This is a genomic window from Pseudomonas sp. NMI542_15 (genome assembly GCF_021283425.1).
GTDB classification, from domain to species: Bacteria; Pseudomonadota; Gammaproteobacteria; order Pseudomonadales; family Pseudomonadaceae; genus Aquipseudomonas; species Aquipseudomonas fortuita.
In genome coordinates, this window is record NZ_JAJSRO010000010.1 from 52,221 (window position 1) to 69,663 (window position 17,443).

The window sequence follows — 17,443 nt, forward strand, 5'->3', positions numbered from 1 at the left end:
AGCGAATCGTCCGAGGAGTTTGGAGCAGGGAGGCTCCGTATCCCGAGATGTGGTTCCTTTTTACAGCCCTTCTATCAAGAGAGTACAAGGGTGCGAAGGATCGCAAGCGAGGATGGTGGCGGATGGCCATGCTGGCAATGTAGGATCCAGGTTTTGTCACGGACATGGATAGCTGCGCATGGAGCTTCTAGCAATAGTTGCAGGGATAACTGCCCTCGCATTCATCGTTCAAAGCATCAGGGCCAAGGGCCAAATCGACCAACTGAGAATAGAGTTGGCAGCCAGGCAAAACGATCTCAAGCTCACCGAGGAAGAGTCAGCGTCGTTCAAGTCGAAACTTGATCAGACGCTCATTGAGCTTGAGCGTTTCAGGAGCGTCCTCGATGCCGAAGCAGAAGCTGCGAGGATCCTGGGGGAAGCCCGATCGGAACGGAGCCAACTCCTGCAGCAAGCACAGGCAAAGGTGCAGGAAGCTGAAAGTCGCCTCAAGCAAGCCATTCTAGATGCGGAAGCGGAAAGGTCTCAGATCCTAGGCAAAACGAAGCTTGAGCGGGATCAGATCTTGAATCACGCCCAGTCCAGGGTGAACCAAGCCGAGACCCGGTTGCAGCAAGCCGTTGCAGATGCCGCGAAGATTGTTGCCGATGCTCAAGCGCGTGCTGAGCAGGTGGCAGGGGATGCCCTGGCTGCAATGGGCAAAGCCAAGCATTTCGCTGATGCAGCCCAGGCCATGAAGAACGTGGTGGAGGGCTACGGCGACGCGTACATCGTGCCGACCTACAACCTCCTGGATGACCTCGCAGAAGAGTTTGGTTTTACCGACGCTGGCCAGAAACTCAAGGCCGCCCGGGACTACACGCGCTTCATGGTCAAGGCGGGTAGGGCTGCGACATGTGATTATGTGGAAGCAAACCGTCGCGACACTGCAGTGCGATTCGTGGTGGATGCCTTCAATGGCAAGGTCGACTCCATCCTCTCCCGCTCCAAATCCGATAACCACGGTAAGCTTGAGCAAGAGATTCGCGACGCTGCGGCCCTGGTCAACCTCAATGGTGCTTCATTCCGCAATGCGCGGATCGCCGATGAATACATGAACTCCCGCCTGGAAGAGCTGCGTTGGGCGGTAACGGCGAAGCTGCTCAAAGACCAGGAGCGTGAGGAACAGCGCCAACTGCGCGAACAGATTCGCGAGGAAGAGAAGGCGCGTCGTGAGTTCGAGCGGGCGATCAAGGAGGCCGCCAAAGAAGAGGCCACCTTGCGCAAAGCATTGGAAAAAGCCCAGGAGCAAGTTGCTGCAGCTAGTGCTGCTGAGCGAGCCGAGTTCGAAGCGCGCCTGGCGCTTCTGCAAGAGCAACTGCAAGCCACCGAGGACAAGAACCAGCGCGCGATTTCCATGGCTCAACAGACGCGAGCGGGCCATGTTTACGTCATCTCCAATATCGGTTCGTTCGGTGAGGAGGTCTTCAAGATTGGCATGACCCGCCGACTCGAACCGCTGGATCGGGTGCGTGAGCTGGGTGATGCAAGCGTGCCGTTTGAGTTCGACGTTCACGCGATGATCTTCAGTGACGACGCCCCTGGACTGGAGAAGCAGCTCCATCGTCACTTCCTTCGGGAGCAGGTGAACAAGGTCAACCCGCGCAAGGAGTTCTTCCGTATCGGCCTTCCTGCCATCCGCGCGGAGCTGGAGCAGTTGGGCGTTGAAACGCAATGGACGATGAGCGCCAAGGCCCTTGAGTTCAAAGAGACCCAGCGCATCGAGCAGCAGATCATCGAGAACCCTGCCATCGCTGCTGAGTGGACGCGCCATCAGCTGGAGGTGGAGGCTGCTATCGAGCATTCGGAAGAAGAGGCTTTGGCTTCGGCCTAGGATCTGAGTGGGCGGGCTGGAGACTGTTGCAACACAGCCAGGCCAGATTGCAACCAGCCAAGTTCTGGCCACCACACACCGGCGTGTTAAGTGGCTAAGTTATTCTGGGTCTTCACCATTATCATGTCGTTTTTCAACGGGCTGTTCGCCTTTGCCGGTATCTATGCCGCCTGGGGGCGCAGCTGTCGGTAATCCCTTGTTGCATTGCTCGTGCTCTCTCCGACATGCGTTCGCTCAACTGATACTAAAGGATGGCGCCTCCCCAGGATGGAGCGCAGCCTGAAAGAATGAGCATTAAAGGTAGAGCTGGAGCAGAGTGATCCCCGGCACCCTACTCACCTAGTTTTTGACGCCACGCTGATGACTTGGGCTTACCAGGCCGCGTGGGATGTAGAAACCCGATTGAGCCAGTAGAGAATGACGGAATCAAAAGGCCTCAAATCCACACCACAGGGGCAGACTAAGAAGACAGGCGGTGGCGCAGCGTTCGGCGGAGGAGCCAATTTCCAGGCTTCGCTGACTGCCATTGTCGGAGCTCATATTCTGCACGGTACCCCCCTTGGATGGCTTGATGGCGTCTGCGATGACCGTCCTGTTGCTGTCTGGGCTGAAAGCGAAGGCCCGGGTGATGACTTACGGATTGAGCTGACAGATGGCTGCGCCATCGAGGTACAGGCAAAAAAAGGTTTGTCGCGTAGCGACAACTTATGGATATCCCTGTTGGCGCTTGCCAAAGCGATTCACAACGAGGAGCTGTCCTACGGAATCTTGGCGGTTGCCTCGGATGCGAGCATCACCATCAAGAAAGACCTTGCCGACGACCTTGAGCGAATTGGGCAAGGGCGTGTAGATCGACTTACTGAAATTGGGGGGGATTTTCTTGCGCGCCTGACCGCTGAAGATATCCCTGCTGAAAATGTCTGTCGTTCCCTTCGGATCCGGGTTATCGATACGCTTCTCTCGAATGATCGGGACATCATTGCGGCCAAAGATGTACTCCGAGAGGTCTGTGCACACGAAGAGGATGCCTCAGCTGCGTTTGATGTTCTGAGCCACCGTGCAATGCGCTTGATCGAAAATCGCGGTAGGTGGACGTTGCATGAACTGGTGCGGTTACTAAAAACCCGAGGCATCAAGCTTCGCAATGACAGTAGTCCAGCTGCTCTGCTTAGTCGTTATGCGCAGTGGGTCTGTGATACTCATAACGACTTCGCTATCGTCGGTGCACCTCGCAGAATTCCAATCGAACACTTGCTGCCCATGCAACTGGAGCATCGGGCCTTTGAGCTTGATGAGGCCGCCGATGCGTTAGCGGCATTGGAGCGCTATCAAACCGTTAGTACACGCCAGGCGGCAGGCGATGTCTTTGACTCGTTGTGGACGGGGCGTTTCAGGAAAAGGGCGGTGGTCGTGGCGGGCCCAGGTCTGGGTAAGTCGACAATGCTCAAGGAGCTCGCGCATCGGTACGCCCTCGATGGCTTTATGGTGCTCACCGCTCCTCTGAAATGGATTGCGGCAGGCATGCAAACCGGCAAAGCCTTTTCTGATCTGTTGATCACCCGGTCTTTTGACGGCTCAGGTATCGTTGCCGGCGATGTCATTAATGACAAGCGATTCAGTTGGGTCGTCCTTTTGGATGCGCTGGACGAATGCGGTCAGGATCATGCTGCAATTGCTGAAGAGATTCGCCGATTTTCTGTGGGCCATCCGGACGCGAGAATTGTGGTCACGACCAGACCCATTGGGTACACCTCAAATGCGCTGTCGGATTGGTTGCATTACAGCCTGCTCCCGCCGAGAGTGGAGGAGGGGCGCGAGAATCTGGTCAAGTTCCTTAAAGCCATAGCACCGGATGAGCCACGTCAGCCTGAATCCATAGATCTGCCTAAGGACTATGATAGCCATGATCGGCCCAAAAATGGTTTCGCTATAAGCCCGCAGCTGTTAGGAATGTCGGCCGTGTTGATCCAGCGAAATCGGGCGCTACCGGGAACGCGGGTGAAGCTGTACTCGGAGCTGATGAAGCTGTTTGAAGAGGCGCCGATCAAGGCACGAACAGCTGACGGCGTAGAGCTGACTGACATCGCGATTCAGGTTTTGGCCTTCACGGGATGGTACCTGCTCGAAAATCCGTTGTTATCATCCAAGGAGTTGGTGGAACGGGTGGCTGAGGGGTTGGCTCCCCTTGTAGAAAAAACGGCATTCACATGCAGAAATTACGTGAGGATCTCGTTAAGTCATTGGGAGCGCGTAGGGTTGGTCGAAACCTTCTATCACGGCGGTACGCCGCTGATTGCGTTCATCCACAAGACCTTCTGTGAGTTCGTGGCAGCGCGTTATCTGAGTGACCAGTCGCTGGATACGATCGAAGCGACGATCGATCATGCGGAGAAGGATGAGCTCATCAATTTCGGAGTCGGTTTGGGGCTGGCAGATAAACTGATTGATCTCCATCTCCAGCGGCACGCACGTGGTCAGTCAGATCAGATTCCGCATGCCCTTGCGTTGCTCTCCAAGCCGGAGGTCGTCGTCTCCAGCGAACGCGTAAAAAAGCTCATCCATCAAGCCTTCCGCGCAATTGATGAGCGTAACAGCGACATGTTTGCGATCGGTGTTGCGCTTGCTGATCTCAGAGGCCAGGTCGCTGAAACTATTGAGACCGAAGCTGCTCGGCGTCTGCAGTCTAGTGATCCTGCTATCAAGCTCGTGGCATGGGCTCTGATCGCCAATGCAGGGAAAAGCGATCTTGGGTCTGTTGCCGCGATGAATGAGTTAGCGCGTCATTCACCACCATTCAATCCGGCGTCGATTTTTGGGGAGCATAAGGAAGACAGAAGTGATCTAGAGCTCCTGCGACGTCTCGCATTAGGCGCGCTCTCGGTTCAGCCCGATTCACAAGCACGAGATTTTGCTGAGCGCGAACTGAGCAGCAAGGTTTTCTTCAACATTGGTTTTATCTTTGAAATCAATCGACATTTGGAATCCCGCGGGATCAGTCCGCTTTCGACCCCTTTTGATCGACCACCATTGGAAGCTGCAACAGTGGCGCGGGGTGTGGTCAATCCAAGCTTCGACGACGCCACTAGGGTTGCAATCTGTGCCATCGCTCAAGCATTCGTACCCCGTGACTTTTGTCCGTCCGCGCTCAATGCCCACGATTCTGTTTTCCCTCAGCTCTCTGGTTTTTTAAGGGCTTCGGGGTATATGGAAATGTCAGCTGGCGACATCTTCAGGTGGGGCAGCCCTCGCGAGGATGTAACTGCGAGGAGCACGCTTCGGTACATAGCCTCGGTGCTTCCAGTCGACCTTGAGTCGCTGCAGCAGGAGTGCTGTGAGTTGCTTGATCTCCATGCCGCTGGTGACATTTCAATCTTCGACATTCTGGCCCACGTGGACATACCGAAGCTCACATGGCCTCAAGACATGGCTCCTCCGTTTGAGCTTACAGAGATCAAGCAGGCGATTCTCCACCCTTCTGAGTGGCTATCCCGATTAGCTGCATGCATCTGCGATCGCTTCCCTATGACTGATGACGAGCTCGAAGCACTGCTCGAGCAGTCAAGTGGTCATTCACTGCGACACGTCCTTAGCTTGGCGCAGCGTTACCATAGCGGCGAATTGGTAGATCTGGCTTGGCGACGTTTACAGCACAAACCTACGGGGGATGTGAGCAGCATCTTTGCTCTGCTCCTCGCCGTCAAAATGCATCCATCTCCTGAACTCATGGATATCACGCTAGCGAGCCTCTGCTCTGAAAGTAAGGAAACGGGAAATGCGGCTGCGCAGCTTCTGAAATATTGGCGAAATCAGGGTGTTTCATTAAACCGGGAGAGAATTGAAAAGGCAGTGGCGCACTGGGGTGGGCGTGAGGCGACCAAGCGTCTTAGCGTGTACCATACTCCACTGCACAGCATCATTGAGCTGTCCGACAGCATCAGTAACTAGGTGCCGATGGGGCAGCCCACAGATAGGGCCGCTACCATGGGGGCATGCCTGGTTTTCATCAGTACTCAGGCCCTCTGTCGCGCCCCAGCTCCCAGGTACCATGGAACTGTCCCTGAGGGGCAGTGCCACGATTGGTAGAGGTCAGGGATAAAGCTTGAAGACGCTATCACTGTAGCGCTGATGATCGCCAACACAGTCAATGTCCAGGCCGTAGGTGCGCAGCAGCCACCGCGATGTGCCGCCAGCTTCCCCTCCAACCTCACTGCGTCCATGTAGGCCGATTCGATTGTTAACGATGACGACGTCTCCAGGGGCGATCACGACAGAGTTGACACATCCCTGACAGGCCGTTTCAAAGTTCCTGATTGCTCGACCAGCCGGGGAAGCGTCATCCTCCGTCTCCGCCGCGCTGTGGCTAAACCGTATCCAGTGGCCATCGTCGCCTTCAAACAGTAACTGGACGCCTGGTAGCGGCTTCAGGAATTTGCTGTCGTTGCCAAACAGTTTCTTGAAGCCGAGCCTGAAAGTTTTCTGTGGCCTGAGAACATACTGAGGTTTGGTCAGTTCCTCCACATCCCCAGGGGAGAGGAGTGCAAGCACGGAACTGAGCGGCATGACTGTCGTGCTCACACCGTCGGGGTTGCGTAGGCCGCTGAGGCAGACGAAATCGGGGGAGGGGGCAAAGCGTTCTTCAAGCTCATGCACTTGTCCCCGAATGGGGAAGTAGACCCCATCCGTGTGACCACGCATGTCACTTTTGGATTTGGTTGCAAAATCGCCGTCGCCAGGCAGAACGACCAAGTTCACAAACAGGTGTCCATCATTCTCGGAGCCGTAGGACACGGTTTGGGCATTCAGCATCGCGAGGGCAACAATGGCTGTCGCACGAGCCGCAATGGTCGCTGCAACGTCAGGCACTGGCGCGAAAGCAGAAGGGGTCTCCGGCAGTTCAGTGGCGTCGAAAACACTGCGCAGATGGATCACAGGGTGTGTCCAGGCATGTTTTTGAAGCGAGTAGAGCGACGTGCCAGCCTCACTCAGCAGTATCTCCACCTTGGGTGTGAGCTCGCTTGCCAGCTCGACGGGGTTTCCAAGAGCACGTTGGCAGTCTTCCAGTGAATGGGCATGCATCCACTGAGCCACACTGCTGCGGACAGCGGCGGAAAAATGAGCGTCGATCAATTGTGTCCCTACTGGCCAAATGATATAAAGTTGATATACGGAATGTTATCGCTCTACACCCCGCGTCCATGACGACAAAGCCTACCATGAAATGTGATATCAGTTTGACCTCGGCCCCGCTCAAGATCTGGGCGCAGTACCTTGATTGGCTCTCGACCGCCGCCTCCTTCAGTGGAAGGCCAGGAGAGTATCGATGCATGCTGCCATTGCCCGATGGGCGCAGCATGAGGGTTGAGTCTGAGACCCCGGAATCCCTTGCTAGACAAGTGATGGCTGAGCTGTCAGCGGCAGTAAGCTTTCCCGCAATCGTCGAGTGCTTGAAGCAAGAAGGTCATGACCCTGCTGTCCAGGAACGAGCAAGCAAGGAGATCGCAATGGAAAGATGCTATGTCCCTTCGTTACCCAAGGCGTCGAAATCGCCACGTGTCACTGCAGACGCCACCAAGGAGGCTATGCAGACGATAGGAGTTTCCACGAGTCACGCGATGCATGAGCAAATTCGAAGCGTGGCCCAAGCGAGAGACGTTAAGAAGTCGGTGCTCATTCGGCAACTGGTCAAGCAAGGGTTCGACGCATTCGAAGCCGCAATTGAAGAGCGAAACCCCAATAAGCTACTCGATGAATACGAGCGAAAATTGAATGCTTACCCAGGCGATTCTGAGCAATGGATGGCACGACTAGACAGATCGTTTGGGCTAGAAATCAAGCTAACCGCCAAGGAGCACAGGAAGTCTGCTTCTCAAATCGTTGGGTTCTTCATTGCTGAAGCGCTTTCTCATTGCCCAGAAGTCGCGCTCGCGGGCGATAAGGTTGCGGTGGTATCCAATGCCGTTCAAATCGATCATGCCCGAGGCGTTGTCAACACCTACATTGGTGTGGGCGCTGGACGCCTAGGAGAGGCGATCGGACTTGGTGGATTCAGGTCGTTGGTAAACCAGATTCTCGGTGGAATTGTCCGCGCGCCAGGATCACTTCTCACTCGGATAGCTCGTGAGCTTAAGCTTCCTGTGAGTGACATGAGTGCGGCCATGGCTCTGAATTTTGAATTGGCACCGCAGAAGTCTTTCAAGGCTCCTAATGGCAGTCCGCGAGAGCTGACGGAACCCGTCAGTTGGACAGAGGCCGTCAAAGCGCTACGGCTGTCAGAAGAGGAAGAAAGGCGATTGTTGGCATTCGAGGAACAGGATGAATCCGTTTGATCGCGCGCGTCTCAAGGCCCAGCAGGTTCGAGCCACGCTAGTCGCTGCTAGCGGGAAGTCTGAACCGACCAGTACGGAGCTCTTGGCAGGGGTCGAGACCGTTCTGAATTTGGCGATTGATGAGGTTCCATCGGATCACTTTGATCTTGGGGGTGGTGATGGGGTGCTGCAGCGATCTATTTGCACGATCCTGATTCGCGATGACGTCCAACCTGACGAGCGTGCTTATCTGATCGCCCATGAGCTGGGGCATTGGTATCTGGACTCACCGCAAGCTCCGATCCCATCTAGAGGCAGCGCAGCGATAGGAAGTGTCGTGGGCGCATCGGCTATCGTAGATGGCTATGGCGCTTGGGAGCGACAAGAGTTAAAGGCGAACGTATTCGCGCGAGAGTTGCTATTGCCGCGGTCGGTGGTTCAGCAATCCTGGGCGAAAGGGTGGCGAGCCAAAAAGATCGGTGCTTATTTCGGGCTGAGTCGGGAGCTCGTTCGGCAGCAGATGGCGGATGCACTGCTCCTTCCTGAAATGACTCTGAAACCACCTTCACCCGCGTCTACCCCAAGCACTGCGCAGCAACTGGCTGCTGAAGCGCCAGAGCGCTATGTCAACGTGGTTGCTGGGCCTGGTACCGGTAAGACGACAACGTTGGTTCACCGCGTTGCTCACCTGATTGACGAGGGGGTTCCAGCGAGTCGAATACTCGTGCTGACGTTCACCAATAAGGCCGCCCAGGAGTTGATCGAGCGATTGACCATTGGCAATGTGCCAAACGCCTCCCATGTGTGGGCCGGTACATTCCATGCGTTTGGCCTGGAGTTTCTTCGCAAGCACGCGACCCTTTTTGGCCTCACACCTCAAATCAAGATCGCAGATCTGCTGCAGCAAGTGCGCATGATGGCGAACGAGTTGCCCAACATTCAGCTGGTGCACTTTTTCAGGCTGCAGAATCCATACGATTGGCTGCCAGACATTCTCAAGGTCATCCACCGACTCAAAGAGGAACTGGTTTCGCCAGATGACTACCTTCGCATCCTGTCTAACCTGCCTCCAGTCGATGAGGTGGTTGCTGCCGAGCGACAAGACATTGCGACGATCTATCGGGCTTACGAGCAGGTGATGCGCCGAGATGGCTGGGTGGACTACGCTGACCTTCTCGTGATGCCAACTCGAAAGGCTGCGGAGGATCGCGCGCCAGTCGCATCATTCCTCGATCAATACGATCACGTACTGGTCGATGAATATCAGGATGTGAACCATGTGATGGTTGAGTTGGTAAAGCGCTTGGGATCGGCGCGGAGAAACCTATGGGTGGTTGGCGATATTCGCCAGGCCATTCACCATTGGCGCGGCGCATCGATACAAAGTCTGTTGAGATTTGAGCAGGCGTTTGCTAGTGGAACCAACGACTCGATCCGTCCCTACTCATTGGACATCAATCGTCGTAGCTCACCCGAAATTTTGGCCTTGGTTCAGCAGGCGGGCATTCATCATGTGCTTGAGCGGGATCTCCCCCTGGACGCGGTTAACCCATCCCATCCCGCCACGGGTGTGAAGCCTGCTCTATATAAAAGCAGGGGCGCCGCAGCGGTTGTAAGCACAGTCGCTCAGAAAGTCGCCGAGGCTGTGCTCGCAGGCTATTCCTACGGCGAGCAGGGTGTGATCAGTGCCACCAACGTGCAACTCGAATTGTTGGCCAAAGGTCTGGATGAGTCAGGGATTCCCGTCCTGCACATCGGTGATCTCTACCTGCGAGCCGAGGTGAAGCCGTTCCTCTGCCTCATGCAGTTGCTGACTCAACGTTCACCAGCGGCTCTCTATGGTCTGTTGAACATTCCCGATCTGAGCATGCCAACCGCCGATATCGAAGCGTTGATAGCCATGTCGAAAACCGGTGTCGGCTTCCAGCGCGGCAGGTGGTTGAGTAAGTCACTCGTAGGTCTAAGTGCGCAGGGCGAGGCAGCAGTCAGCAATTTGCGTGCACTGCTCGATCGTATGAGTCGCAGTAGCCGGCCCTGGGATTTCGTGTGTGACCTGCTGTTCGAGAGGGGCTTTGGGCTGGCCAATGTGACGGATGACTCCACGTCGGCACAGATTGAACGATTGGCCTTGTGGCTTTTCCTCTACAGCGTTCGAAATGGCGATGGAGTAGGAAGTCAGGCGACGCTCTACAAGTTCCTGGTTCGCGAGGATTTGCGACGCCGGATCAATCAGCGCTCGCTGGAGCGAACCTTACCTCCTGAAGCGGCCGCGATCGATGCCGTCACGCTCATGACCATCCACGGGAGCAAAGGGTTGGAGTTTCCAGTGGTGCACTTGGCAAACGTGGATCAAGCGCGCTTCGGAGCTGATGTAACCCGGTCAAGAGAGAACCATAAAGCGCTTCTCCTTCCTCCAGAGGTGCTCAACAGTACTGCTGAGCAACGCAGCAAAGAAGAGGCCATCGAGCGTAACAATCTGCTCTATGTGGCGCTGTCCAGAGCCAAGCAACGTCTGAATCTTTACACCAGCGTCGAAGATCATAATATCCCAGCAGTGGTGAAGAACCCCCAGTTCGTGACTGTGCAATCGGGAAATACGGTTGCAGCGGCGAAGCGCAAGCCGCTCGCAGCATTGGGAGCCGTGGGGAGCGTGACCTATGCGTCCCTCACTTCGTTCTTGAACTGTCCTCTCCAATTCTATTACGCACATGAGCTAATGGTTCCCGCAGAGCAGGAAATCGATTTGTCCATGCGGGCTCGGTCTGGTGTCCTGGCAGGACTGGAGTACGCATTCAGAGACGGTTTACCAATAGAGGATGCGTTTTGGAAAGGCTGGACGGAGAAATCGCTTCCGATGCCGGAGGATGATCAGTACCTGGTTGGCGATGGGTGGGCGGCGTTCTCTCGCGGAGTGAACATTCAGCGTGCTAGCGGTGCTTCCTACATCCCGAGTCGAGATGCCGTCGTGAATGGGCTGACTATCTCGCTTCCCTGGATGTTGGAGGAGTACGGGGGGCAGATTCACTGGTTGCGCACAGGCATGTCGGTTTCCTACGCGGCAAGCCACGTGCGTCCGCTCATGACGAACCTGGGCGGCTCCATACGCCACATGATGACGCTTCACTCGCTCACCAGTGGCCGACAGGAAAGCTTCGGCCCGTCGGACAGGGTAAGTTCGACAAATGTTTACAAGGCGGCAGAGAAGCTTCGAAGCGCCGACCGTTCTCCGGCACCAGGTGAGCACTGCCTGATGTGTGCTTACGCCGCGGTTTGTCCTCAAAAGCCTTGATGATGCCTGGTGGACGGCGCCTATCGGTGACGTCCAGCACTTCACCACCGAATTGCTTCGTTCACGCTGTAGCGGGTTTGACAGGTGAACTGGTGAAGCAGTGCTGATTCCTCCTTGATGCGGCAAGAAAGTGGCGCTGCCCTCAGTTTGACGCTTGAATTTTCCTTTGATCTGCAGATATTCTGGCTTGAAAGGTGAGCTTTCTGCTGCTTTGCGACGAAGCGACCGCTGATTGGAAGCATCCATGGTGTGCGATCGTCGAACAGTCTGTATAATGCGCCCCCGTTTCGACGAGCAATTTTCATCGTCGTGACACGCGCTTCCAGCAGGCGCTTCGTTCTGACGCTGGTTTGAAGCTTGATGCTGTCTGCATCGTTTCATTGTGCATTGCGAAGCTCATCTGCTACCTTCAATGCATCTGTGCCTGTTCTTGAGAGACGCCATGAGCCTAAAAGCACTGATTGACCTTGCCAACCGCCGTGTTGAAGAAGATGTTGCTGACCGGGCACGCCGGATTCAGGAGAGTTACGCGCGCGTGAAGCAGTTCGGTGAAGATGCTGAGCGACGCATTGCCTCCAAGGCGGTCAGCCAAGAGCTGCTTGCGAAAACCTGCAGCCTTTAACCCTTTTCTGAGGAAAAAGCAGCCATTGAGGCTGCTTTTTTTATGTCCATGATTTCATATCTAGTATCTTCGTTTGAGAAGCAGACGATCACCAATCTCGTCAGGGAATGCTTTGGTTACGATTTTCCGGACATTTTTGAGAAGGATCAGGTCGACTACGTCTTCAATTACCTGAGCAAGCTCCCCGGGACACAAAAGGCAAAATCCGTCCTCCTTGAGTACAACTACGTAGACAAGGACTACCTGGAGGATTTCTCGCGTTACTACGTGAAGCGCTTCGGCAATGATGGTCACAAATGCGCCCGGTTGCATTTTTTCAGCCAGGACGTCGATCACCGACGCATCACTGAGATCCTGGAGGGGGGGAAGCGGGCACCCAAACAAATGCGTGCCCTCAATGCCAGCTACCTTGGCTTTATGGTGATCAAGCCGCTTCCTCGAACCTTCATCGGCAAAACCTGCCTACGGGTTCTTCCCGACGTTTTCACGAACGACAAAAAGAAATGTCGTCTTGCTCGGGAGTACAAGGTCGACCTGTTCGGCATCCCCCTTACCGTAAAATCCATTGCCTTCCAGGAGCAAGACAAGGTTGTGGCGGCCTGCGCGACCACCGCGATCTGGACAGCGCTGCATGCGTTGGCATGGCGTGATAGCCGAAGCATCCCCTCCTGTAGCGAAATCACGATCAATGCGGTCAACCACGTTGAAGGGTCGGCGAATAGCTTCCCCAGCAAACAACTCAGTAACAAGCAGATTTTGCGCTCTCTGGACGTGGAAGGGTTGCGATACCACGCCGAAAGCATGGAGAAGCCAGATCGGAAGGAGTTCCTGCAATCTGTGATGGCTCACGTTAACAGTGCGTTGCCGCTCATCCTCACAGGTGAAGTATTCACCGGTCGCGCGGACGGCAAGTATTACGGGCGAGGCGGGCACGCAATTAGCATCGTGGGCTACAAAGTCGACGCTGGTGAAGAAGTCTTGTACGTACACGATGACCGGTTGGGCCCTTTCGCACGCGCGAAGCTCGTCGAGCTGGATCAATATACGCTTGAGGGGGCTGTCGATAAGCGTGACCAGAAGTGGGCGCTTGGCCTGCAACGGATGAAAACCAAAAACAAGTGGCAAGAACCACACGAACTCATCGTGCCCTTGTTTTCCATCGTCCCGGGCGACAAGAAAGCCAGGCTGCCTTTCTACTACATCTATGAAACCTGCAACCTGATCAGTGCCGAGGCCACCAACGAGCTTCGAAGTAAAATGGGTGCAGAAGCCGAATGCATCGAATACCACATCAAGCTCAGGGAAATCTCGAGCATTCGCCAGGAAGTGCTCAAGCATGTGGCGAAGCGTGAGGTCTCTGATGATGGCTCCACGAGCCGTGTGGCAGATGCTGACTATGAAAGCTGGAAAAACGATAAGCAGAAGTTTTTGACCACCAGTTTTGCACGACTGCAATGGTCAGCCGTCTTCAGCTATGAGGGCACTGCTCTGTTCACTGTTTTCTTCGATGCCAGTGAGATTCCTCAAGGGCACGCGGTTTCTTCGATCTATGTTCAGGATATTAACCTTGCCAAGGTCGTTCTAGACGCGTTCCGGGGCAAGGATCCGGACAAGATTGAAAACAACATGGGGCACTTCTATCAGTCCTTCCTACGCCGACTCAAGATCGACACCAGCAGCCGCGAAAGCTACCTGGATACGACCTACGGCACACCACGTGCACCGAAAAAGCTGCGCCCGACAGAATTTGAAGGGGGTAAGATCAAGCTCAACGAAACGCTGAAGACGTTCTACGAGCCGACTGGTGCGCGCCTGCTGGAGATGTTCCCTCGATTTGCCGCTAATGAGGTGGCGAACCTCATTTGGGCAATCTCCTTGGATGGAGATCTGCTTGTGGCGGAAGAATATGACACTCGAGGTCATCCAAGCATTACGGGGTTCAAGCCCGCGCGCATCGCTGGAGAAATCAGGCATCCGGACGGAGCTTTCACTGCTGAAGAGCCAGGCCAGTGGCTTCTGATCAACGCCAAGTCAGGGCGCTATAGCTCGGACTACTTCAACACGAACGAGTTGCTGGAGAATGCGAGGTCTCGGTTCGAACGCTACTTCCCAGAGCGATTCCACCCGCTTCTGCTGGATTTCTGAACGGCTCACGTGTTGCCTTGTTGCTCATCGTTGGGCTGGGTGGGGTAGTCGGTCTCGACTGCTCCATCACGGAACGGGCACACCGCTGCTCGCTCGGCCTTAATGCTATTGACCGATGCAAGCGGCAAGCCGCTAGGCATTCCGTAACCCATGGGCATTCGTCATCGGGGTGGCAGTAATTAGCCGACTGAGATGATCGCTTTCCAAGCGCACGATCAACGTTGTCTGTAATTCAAAGATGCCTACAGGGAGTTAAAGGGTAATGAAAGTCCTCGCTGAGGTTCTCCAGAAACTCGTTGTTCAGAAGAAAGCGCTTCTGAATGACCAACGGGTAAAGCACCCGACGCTGATCGGGGACATGTATGAAGGACTCACCGCGGAGGTGTTGGAGCGAATCGACCTTTCTCGCTATGGGGTAAAGGTTGTGTCTGGGATCATCACATCAGGCAGTGAGCAATCGGGGCAGATTGACTGCATGGTGGTGATTGGGAAGGGTGATCCAATTCTCTACACCAAGCATTTCTACTACCCGATAGATCAGGTTATCGCCGTTTTTGAGGTGAAGAAAAATCTCTTCTCTCGCGACCTTCGTGACGCCTATGGCCAGCTTGAAAAGGTATTTCAGCTGTCGAAGAGGGATTACGATCGCCAACAGGCACAAGGTATCCTTGAGTTCAATACCACCAGGCCTGCCCAAGAGTTCCTCACGCTGTTCGGCAATTGGCCTTGTCACTATGAGGAAAACGCTAAACTGCCATTCCACCAACGCGCAGTCTACCAAAGTTTGGTCAGGGATTGGCTGACCCCTCTGCGTATCGCCCTTGGTTACAACGGTTACAAGACGGAGAAAGGCCTGCGCGAAGGGCTGTTCAATCTCTATGAAGGTATGGAAGAAGTGCCGGGCTACGGCGTTGTCAATATGCCCAATCTGATGGTCAGTGATGGCTACTCCATCATCAAGCTCAATGGCATGCCCTATCGAGGTAGTTGGAACGAAGAGGCAAAGGAGTGGTACTGGCTCAGCTCTAGTGATGTGAATCCAATGCTGCTAATTCTAGAGCTCTTGTACGATCGTGTGGAGTTGTTGCTCAACGTCCGGTTGGATAGGGGGCAAGATCTGGATGAAGAACCATACTTCCCGCTATTGCTCAGCACACCAATGGAACGGGATGGAGCGGCTCCAGGATGGATACATAAGTACTACGATGAGCCCATTTCAAAGCGAAGCTCTAGTCAACGTAGCTGGGCGCCGTTGAAGATCTCAACAGTTGAGAAGGAGTTTCTCAGATTGATTCATCAGCAAGGGCCGCAATTTCTTGGCGCGACCAAACTTGCCGCGTTCATGAGTGAATACGGAATCACGGACATCCGTCAATCAATGCGAGCTTTATTTGAGGCGCGGGCAGTGCTTGAGACCAATAATGTGTTTTCAATTAGCGCAGGCAAATGGGCAGTAGCGCGAATTAGAGGCAGCTTCTACTGCGGAGATAACGCTGGTAATAGGTTCGTGAACTGGCTTGAACTGCGTACCGTACCTTTACGCTACCCCGTCAAGATGATAAGCATCAGTCCGTTTGAAGTTGGGCCGATGCAGTTGTTTCCTGTTGTAGGCTAGCGATGGACAAGATCATGAAATAAAAAAGGCCAAGCGCAATGATGCCCAGCGTTGGATCTGGGCGGCGTGGGCTTGGTGGTTTACGGCGGGGTATGAGGCAATGCTGATCGGTTGTTATGACTAACAGTGTTGAGCTTGGCTGCAGGGCTTATTTCTACTGATGATTGTTAGCAGCGTATGAGTATTTCAGGGGGCGGATTGAAGGCTCATCGGTTTGTCAACACTCCCCGCCCATAGTGACCGGGGAGTGCAGCGGTCTATAAGCTACTCTGTTTATTAATTGCCAAGTTTAGGTATTTGAGAGCGGTAGGTGGATTCGTGGTTAAGTTTCTTATACTGCTCAGTGCGTGGTATGCACTCATGAGGCGTATAGTATGGGCCAAGACTCTGCGGCTCAAGCCTGCTGCTTTTGGCCATAAATAAAGCTGCTTATAAAATCGTGCGAATTTAATGGTTGGTTAGGGTTCTATGGTGAATGGGAATGTATAGGGGCTGTGGGCGCTTCCCATTCCCAAGTTGAAGTAATAGGTACATCCGTCAATGCCAACCCATGCCCTAGGTTATCTCTGTAAAGCATATCTTCGCTGTCAGACCCTGGCAGCCAAAGCTGCATGTTGCAGTGTTGGTGCGACTCCTTGGTGATACAGCTGAACTTGGCGCTGCTTGGCGTCTCGCCGCGAGATGTTGCGCCAGCCATCAGGAGTGGGATCAGCGTGCTCCCTTTTGTCAGCCCTTCGCGATAGGCATCCGTAGCTTCTCTGGGGACTCAATGAGATTGCGATAGCTGGCACTAATCGCAGTACCGGCCCTGCGAGCAATAGGCGAACCTGTAGCTGTCGAGCAAGTGGTTACCGTAATCCTGCGCCAGAGGTTGCCACTCGTCCATCATGGACAGAAAAGTCACGGCAACACCGATGTCAGTTGACTGCTCTTCCATGATCGGAGTGAGCAAGATAGGGTTGTTGGCACGCTCTTATCAGCGAGGCAGGTGAGGAAGCCACCTCGAAGGTAGCCCTTGGACGCGGCTTGAGCTGTCCTGTGAAGATGAGCGATGCTGGTCTGGGCGAGGCAGGGCTTTAGGAGGAAAAAGTGCAACGAGTTGCATCTTTTTGAGCAGTTTTGCAAAAAGGCTTGGAAGCCCCGGTTTTGCCGGGTTTGAATGCGCTCACACCGGGATACGTAGGGCGTCTAGAAGATAGGCAAGACCGGGTCTCCTGATATAAAGAGTCGAATCTCTACGCTTCCGCCATATTGTTCAGCAAAAGCCCCGTTTATTCGGGGCTTTTGTGTATTTGGGGTTTATAAGAGCGCGGCCAGTCAACCCAATCAGCGCATCATGCCCAGCTCGGCATCATCCATCAGTGCCTTGGCCAGCGCACTCAGATAATGAGCAGCCCAGATCATCATCGGTTTCTCATCCATCAACCCGATAATCGTCAGCTCCCGCACGTACCCCATCAGCTCCGAGGATTGCTCCCGAGCGCTTTTGCAGGGAATCCCGGCTTCGATGCGAAACAGTGGGTGTGTCTGGTTTTCACCCTGGTAGAACGTGGTCTTGCCTACTGTGGTTTGTTCGGTCGATTCGTCAGTAGTCATG

10 protein-coding genes are annotated in these 17,443 nt (G+C 54.5%); 7 read left to right on the plus strand and 3 right to left on the minus strand.

The annotated features are described in order from the left end of the window. Positions 1-178: 178 nt before the first annotated feature. Positions 179-1,870, plus strand: a complete 1,692-nt coding sequence (locus LU684_RS15910; RefSeq protein ID WP_104834358.1) for a DUF4041 domain-containing protein — start codon at positions 179-181, stop codon at positions 1,868-1,870. 417 nt (positions 1,871-2,287) lie between these two features. Further along, positions 2,288-5,815: an NACHT domain-containing protein gene (locus LU684_RS15915; protein WP_104834359.1), complete on the plus strand. Its 3,528-nt coding sequence runs from the start codon at positions 2,288-2,290 to the stop codon at positions 5,813-5,815. A 141-nt stretch (positions 5,816-5,956) separates the two neighbouring features. Here LU684_RS15915 and LU684_RS15920 read toward each other — a convergent pair whose 3' ends face one another. After that, positions 5,957-6,997, minus strand: a complete 1,041-nt coding sequence (locus LU684_RS15920) for a TauD/TfdA family dioxygenase (protein ID WP_223849225.1) — start codon at positions 6,995-6,997, stop codon at positions 5,957-5,959. Between the two features lie 197 nt (positions 6,998-7,194). On the opposite strand from LU684_RS15920, the gene LU684_RS15925 reads away from it, so the two are divergent. The 4 genes from LU684_RS15925 to LU684_RS15940 all read left to right on the plus strand — a co-directional run bounded on the left by LU684_RS15925 (position 7,195) and on the right by LU684_RS15940 (position 14,231). Further along, a complete protein-coding gene (locus tag LU684_RS15925) occupies positions 7,195-8,196 on the plus strand; it encodes a hypothetical protein (RefSeq protein WP_104834361.1) in 1,002 nt (333 codons plus the stop codon). Continuing rightward, positions 8,183-11,464 (plus strand): UvrD-helicase domain-containing protein, encoded by a 3,282-nt coding sequence (locus LU684_RS15930; RefSeq protein WP_104834362.1) that lies wholly within the window; start codon positions 8,183-8,185, stop codon positions 11,462-11,464. Before LU684_RS15925 ends, LU684_RS15930 begins: the two co-directional genes overlap by 14 nt. A 442-nt stretch (positions 11,465-11,906) precedes the next feature. Beyond that, positions 11,907-12,086 (plus strand): hypothetical protein, encoded by a 180-nt coding sequence (locus tag LU684_RS15935; protein ID WP_104834363.1) that lies wholly within the window; start codon positions 11,907-11,909, stop codon positions 12,084-12,086. 42 nt (positions 12,087-12,128) lie between these two features. Further along, on the plus strand, positions 12,129-14,231 hold the full coding sequence (locus LU684_RS15940; protein ID WP_232862071.1) for a hypothetical protein: 2,103 nt from the start codon (positions 12,129-12,131) through the stop codon (positions 14,229-14,231). Between the two features lie 5 nt (positions 14,232-14,236). On the opposite strand, the gene LU684_RS15945 is transcribed toward LU684_RS15940, so the two are convergent. Then, on the minus strand, positions 14,237-14,383 hold the full coding sequence (locus LU684_RS15945) for a hypothetical protein (RefSeq protein ID WP_192576893.1): 147 nt from the start codon (positions 14,381-14,383) through the stop codon (positions 14,237-14,239). 110 nt (positions 14,384-14,493) lie between these two features. Here LU684_RS15945 and LU684_RS15950 point away from each other — a divergent pair, with 110 nt between their 5' ends. Further along, positions 14,494-15,846, plus strand: a complete 1,353-nt coding sequence (locus tag LU684_RS15950; protein ID WP_190977295.1) for a DUF6602 domain-containing protein — start codon at positions 14,494-14,496, stop codon at positions 15,844-15,846. A 1,326-nt stretch (positions 15,847-17,172) separates the two neighbouring features. On the opposite strand, the gene LU684_RS15955 is transcribed toward LU684_RS15950, so the two are convergent. Next, positions 17,173-17,442 carry a DUF3077 domain-containing protein gene (locus tag LU684_RS15955; RefSeq protein WP_016488006.1) on the minus strand — a complete coding sequence of 90 codons (270 nt, stop codon included), beginning with the start codon at positions 17,440-17,442 and terminating at the stop codon, positions 17,173-17,175. Between the last annotated feature and the right edge of the window lies 1 nt (position 17,443).

Coding starts and splice junctions, on each gene's coding strand:
- LU684_RS15930 (WP_104834362.1), top strand. CDS start 8,183: ATGAATCCGTTTGATCGCGCGCGTCTCAAGGCCCAGCAGGTTCGAGCC.
- LU684_RS15955 (WP_016488006.1), bottom strand. CDS start 17,442: ATGACTACTGACGAATCGACCGAACAAACCACAGTAGGCAAGACCACG.
- LU684_RS15945 (WP_192576893.1), bottom strand. CDS start 14,383: ATGGGTTACGGAATGCCTAGCGGCTTGCCGCTTGCATCGGTCAATAGC.
- LU684_RS15915 (WP_104834359.1), top strand. CDS start 2,288: ATGACGGAATCAAAAGGCCTCAAATCCACACCACAGGGGCAGACTAAG.
- LU684_RS15935 (WP_104834363.1), top strand. CDS start 11,907: ATGAGCCTAAAAGCACTGATTGACCTTGCCAACCGCCGTGTTGAAGAA.
- LU684_RS15925 (WP_104834361.1), top strand. CDS start 7,195: ATGCTGCCATTGCCCGATGGGCGCAGCATGAGGGTTGAGTCTGAGACC.
- LU684_RS15940 (WP_232862071.1), top strand. CDS start 12,129: ATGTCCATGATTTCATATCTAGTATCTTCGTTTGAGAAGCAGACGATC.
- LU684_RS15950 (WP_190977295.1), top strand. CDS start 14,494: ATGAAAGTCCTCGCTGAGGTTCTCCAGAAACTCGTTGTTCAGAAGAAA.
- LU684_RS15910 (WP_104834358.1), top strand. CDS start 179: ATGGAGCTTCTAGCAATAGTTGCAGGGATAACTGCCCTCGCATTCATC.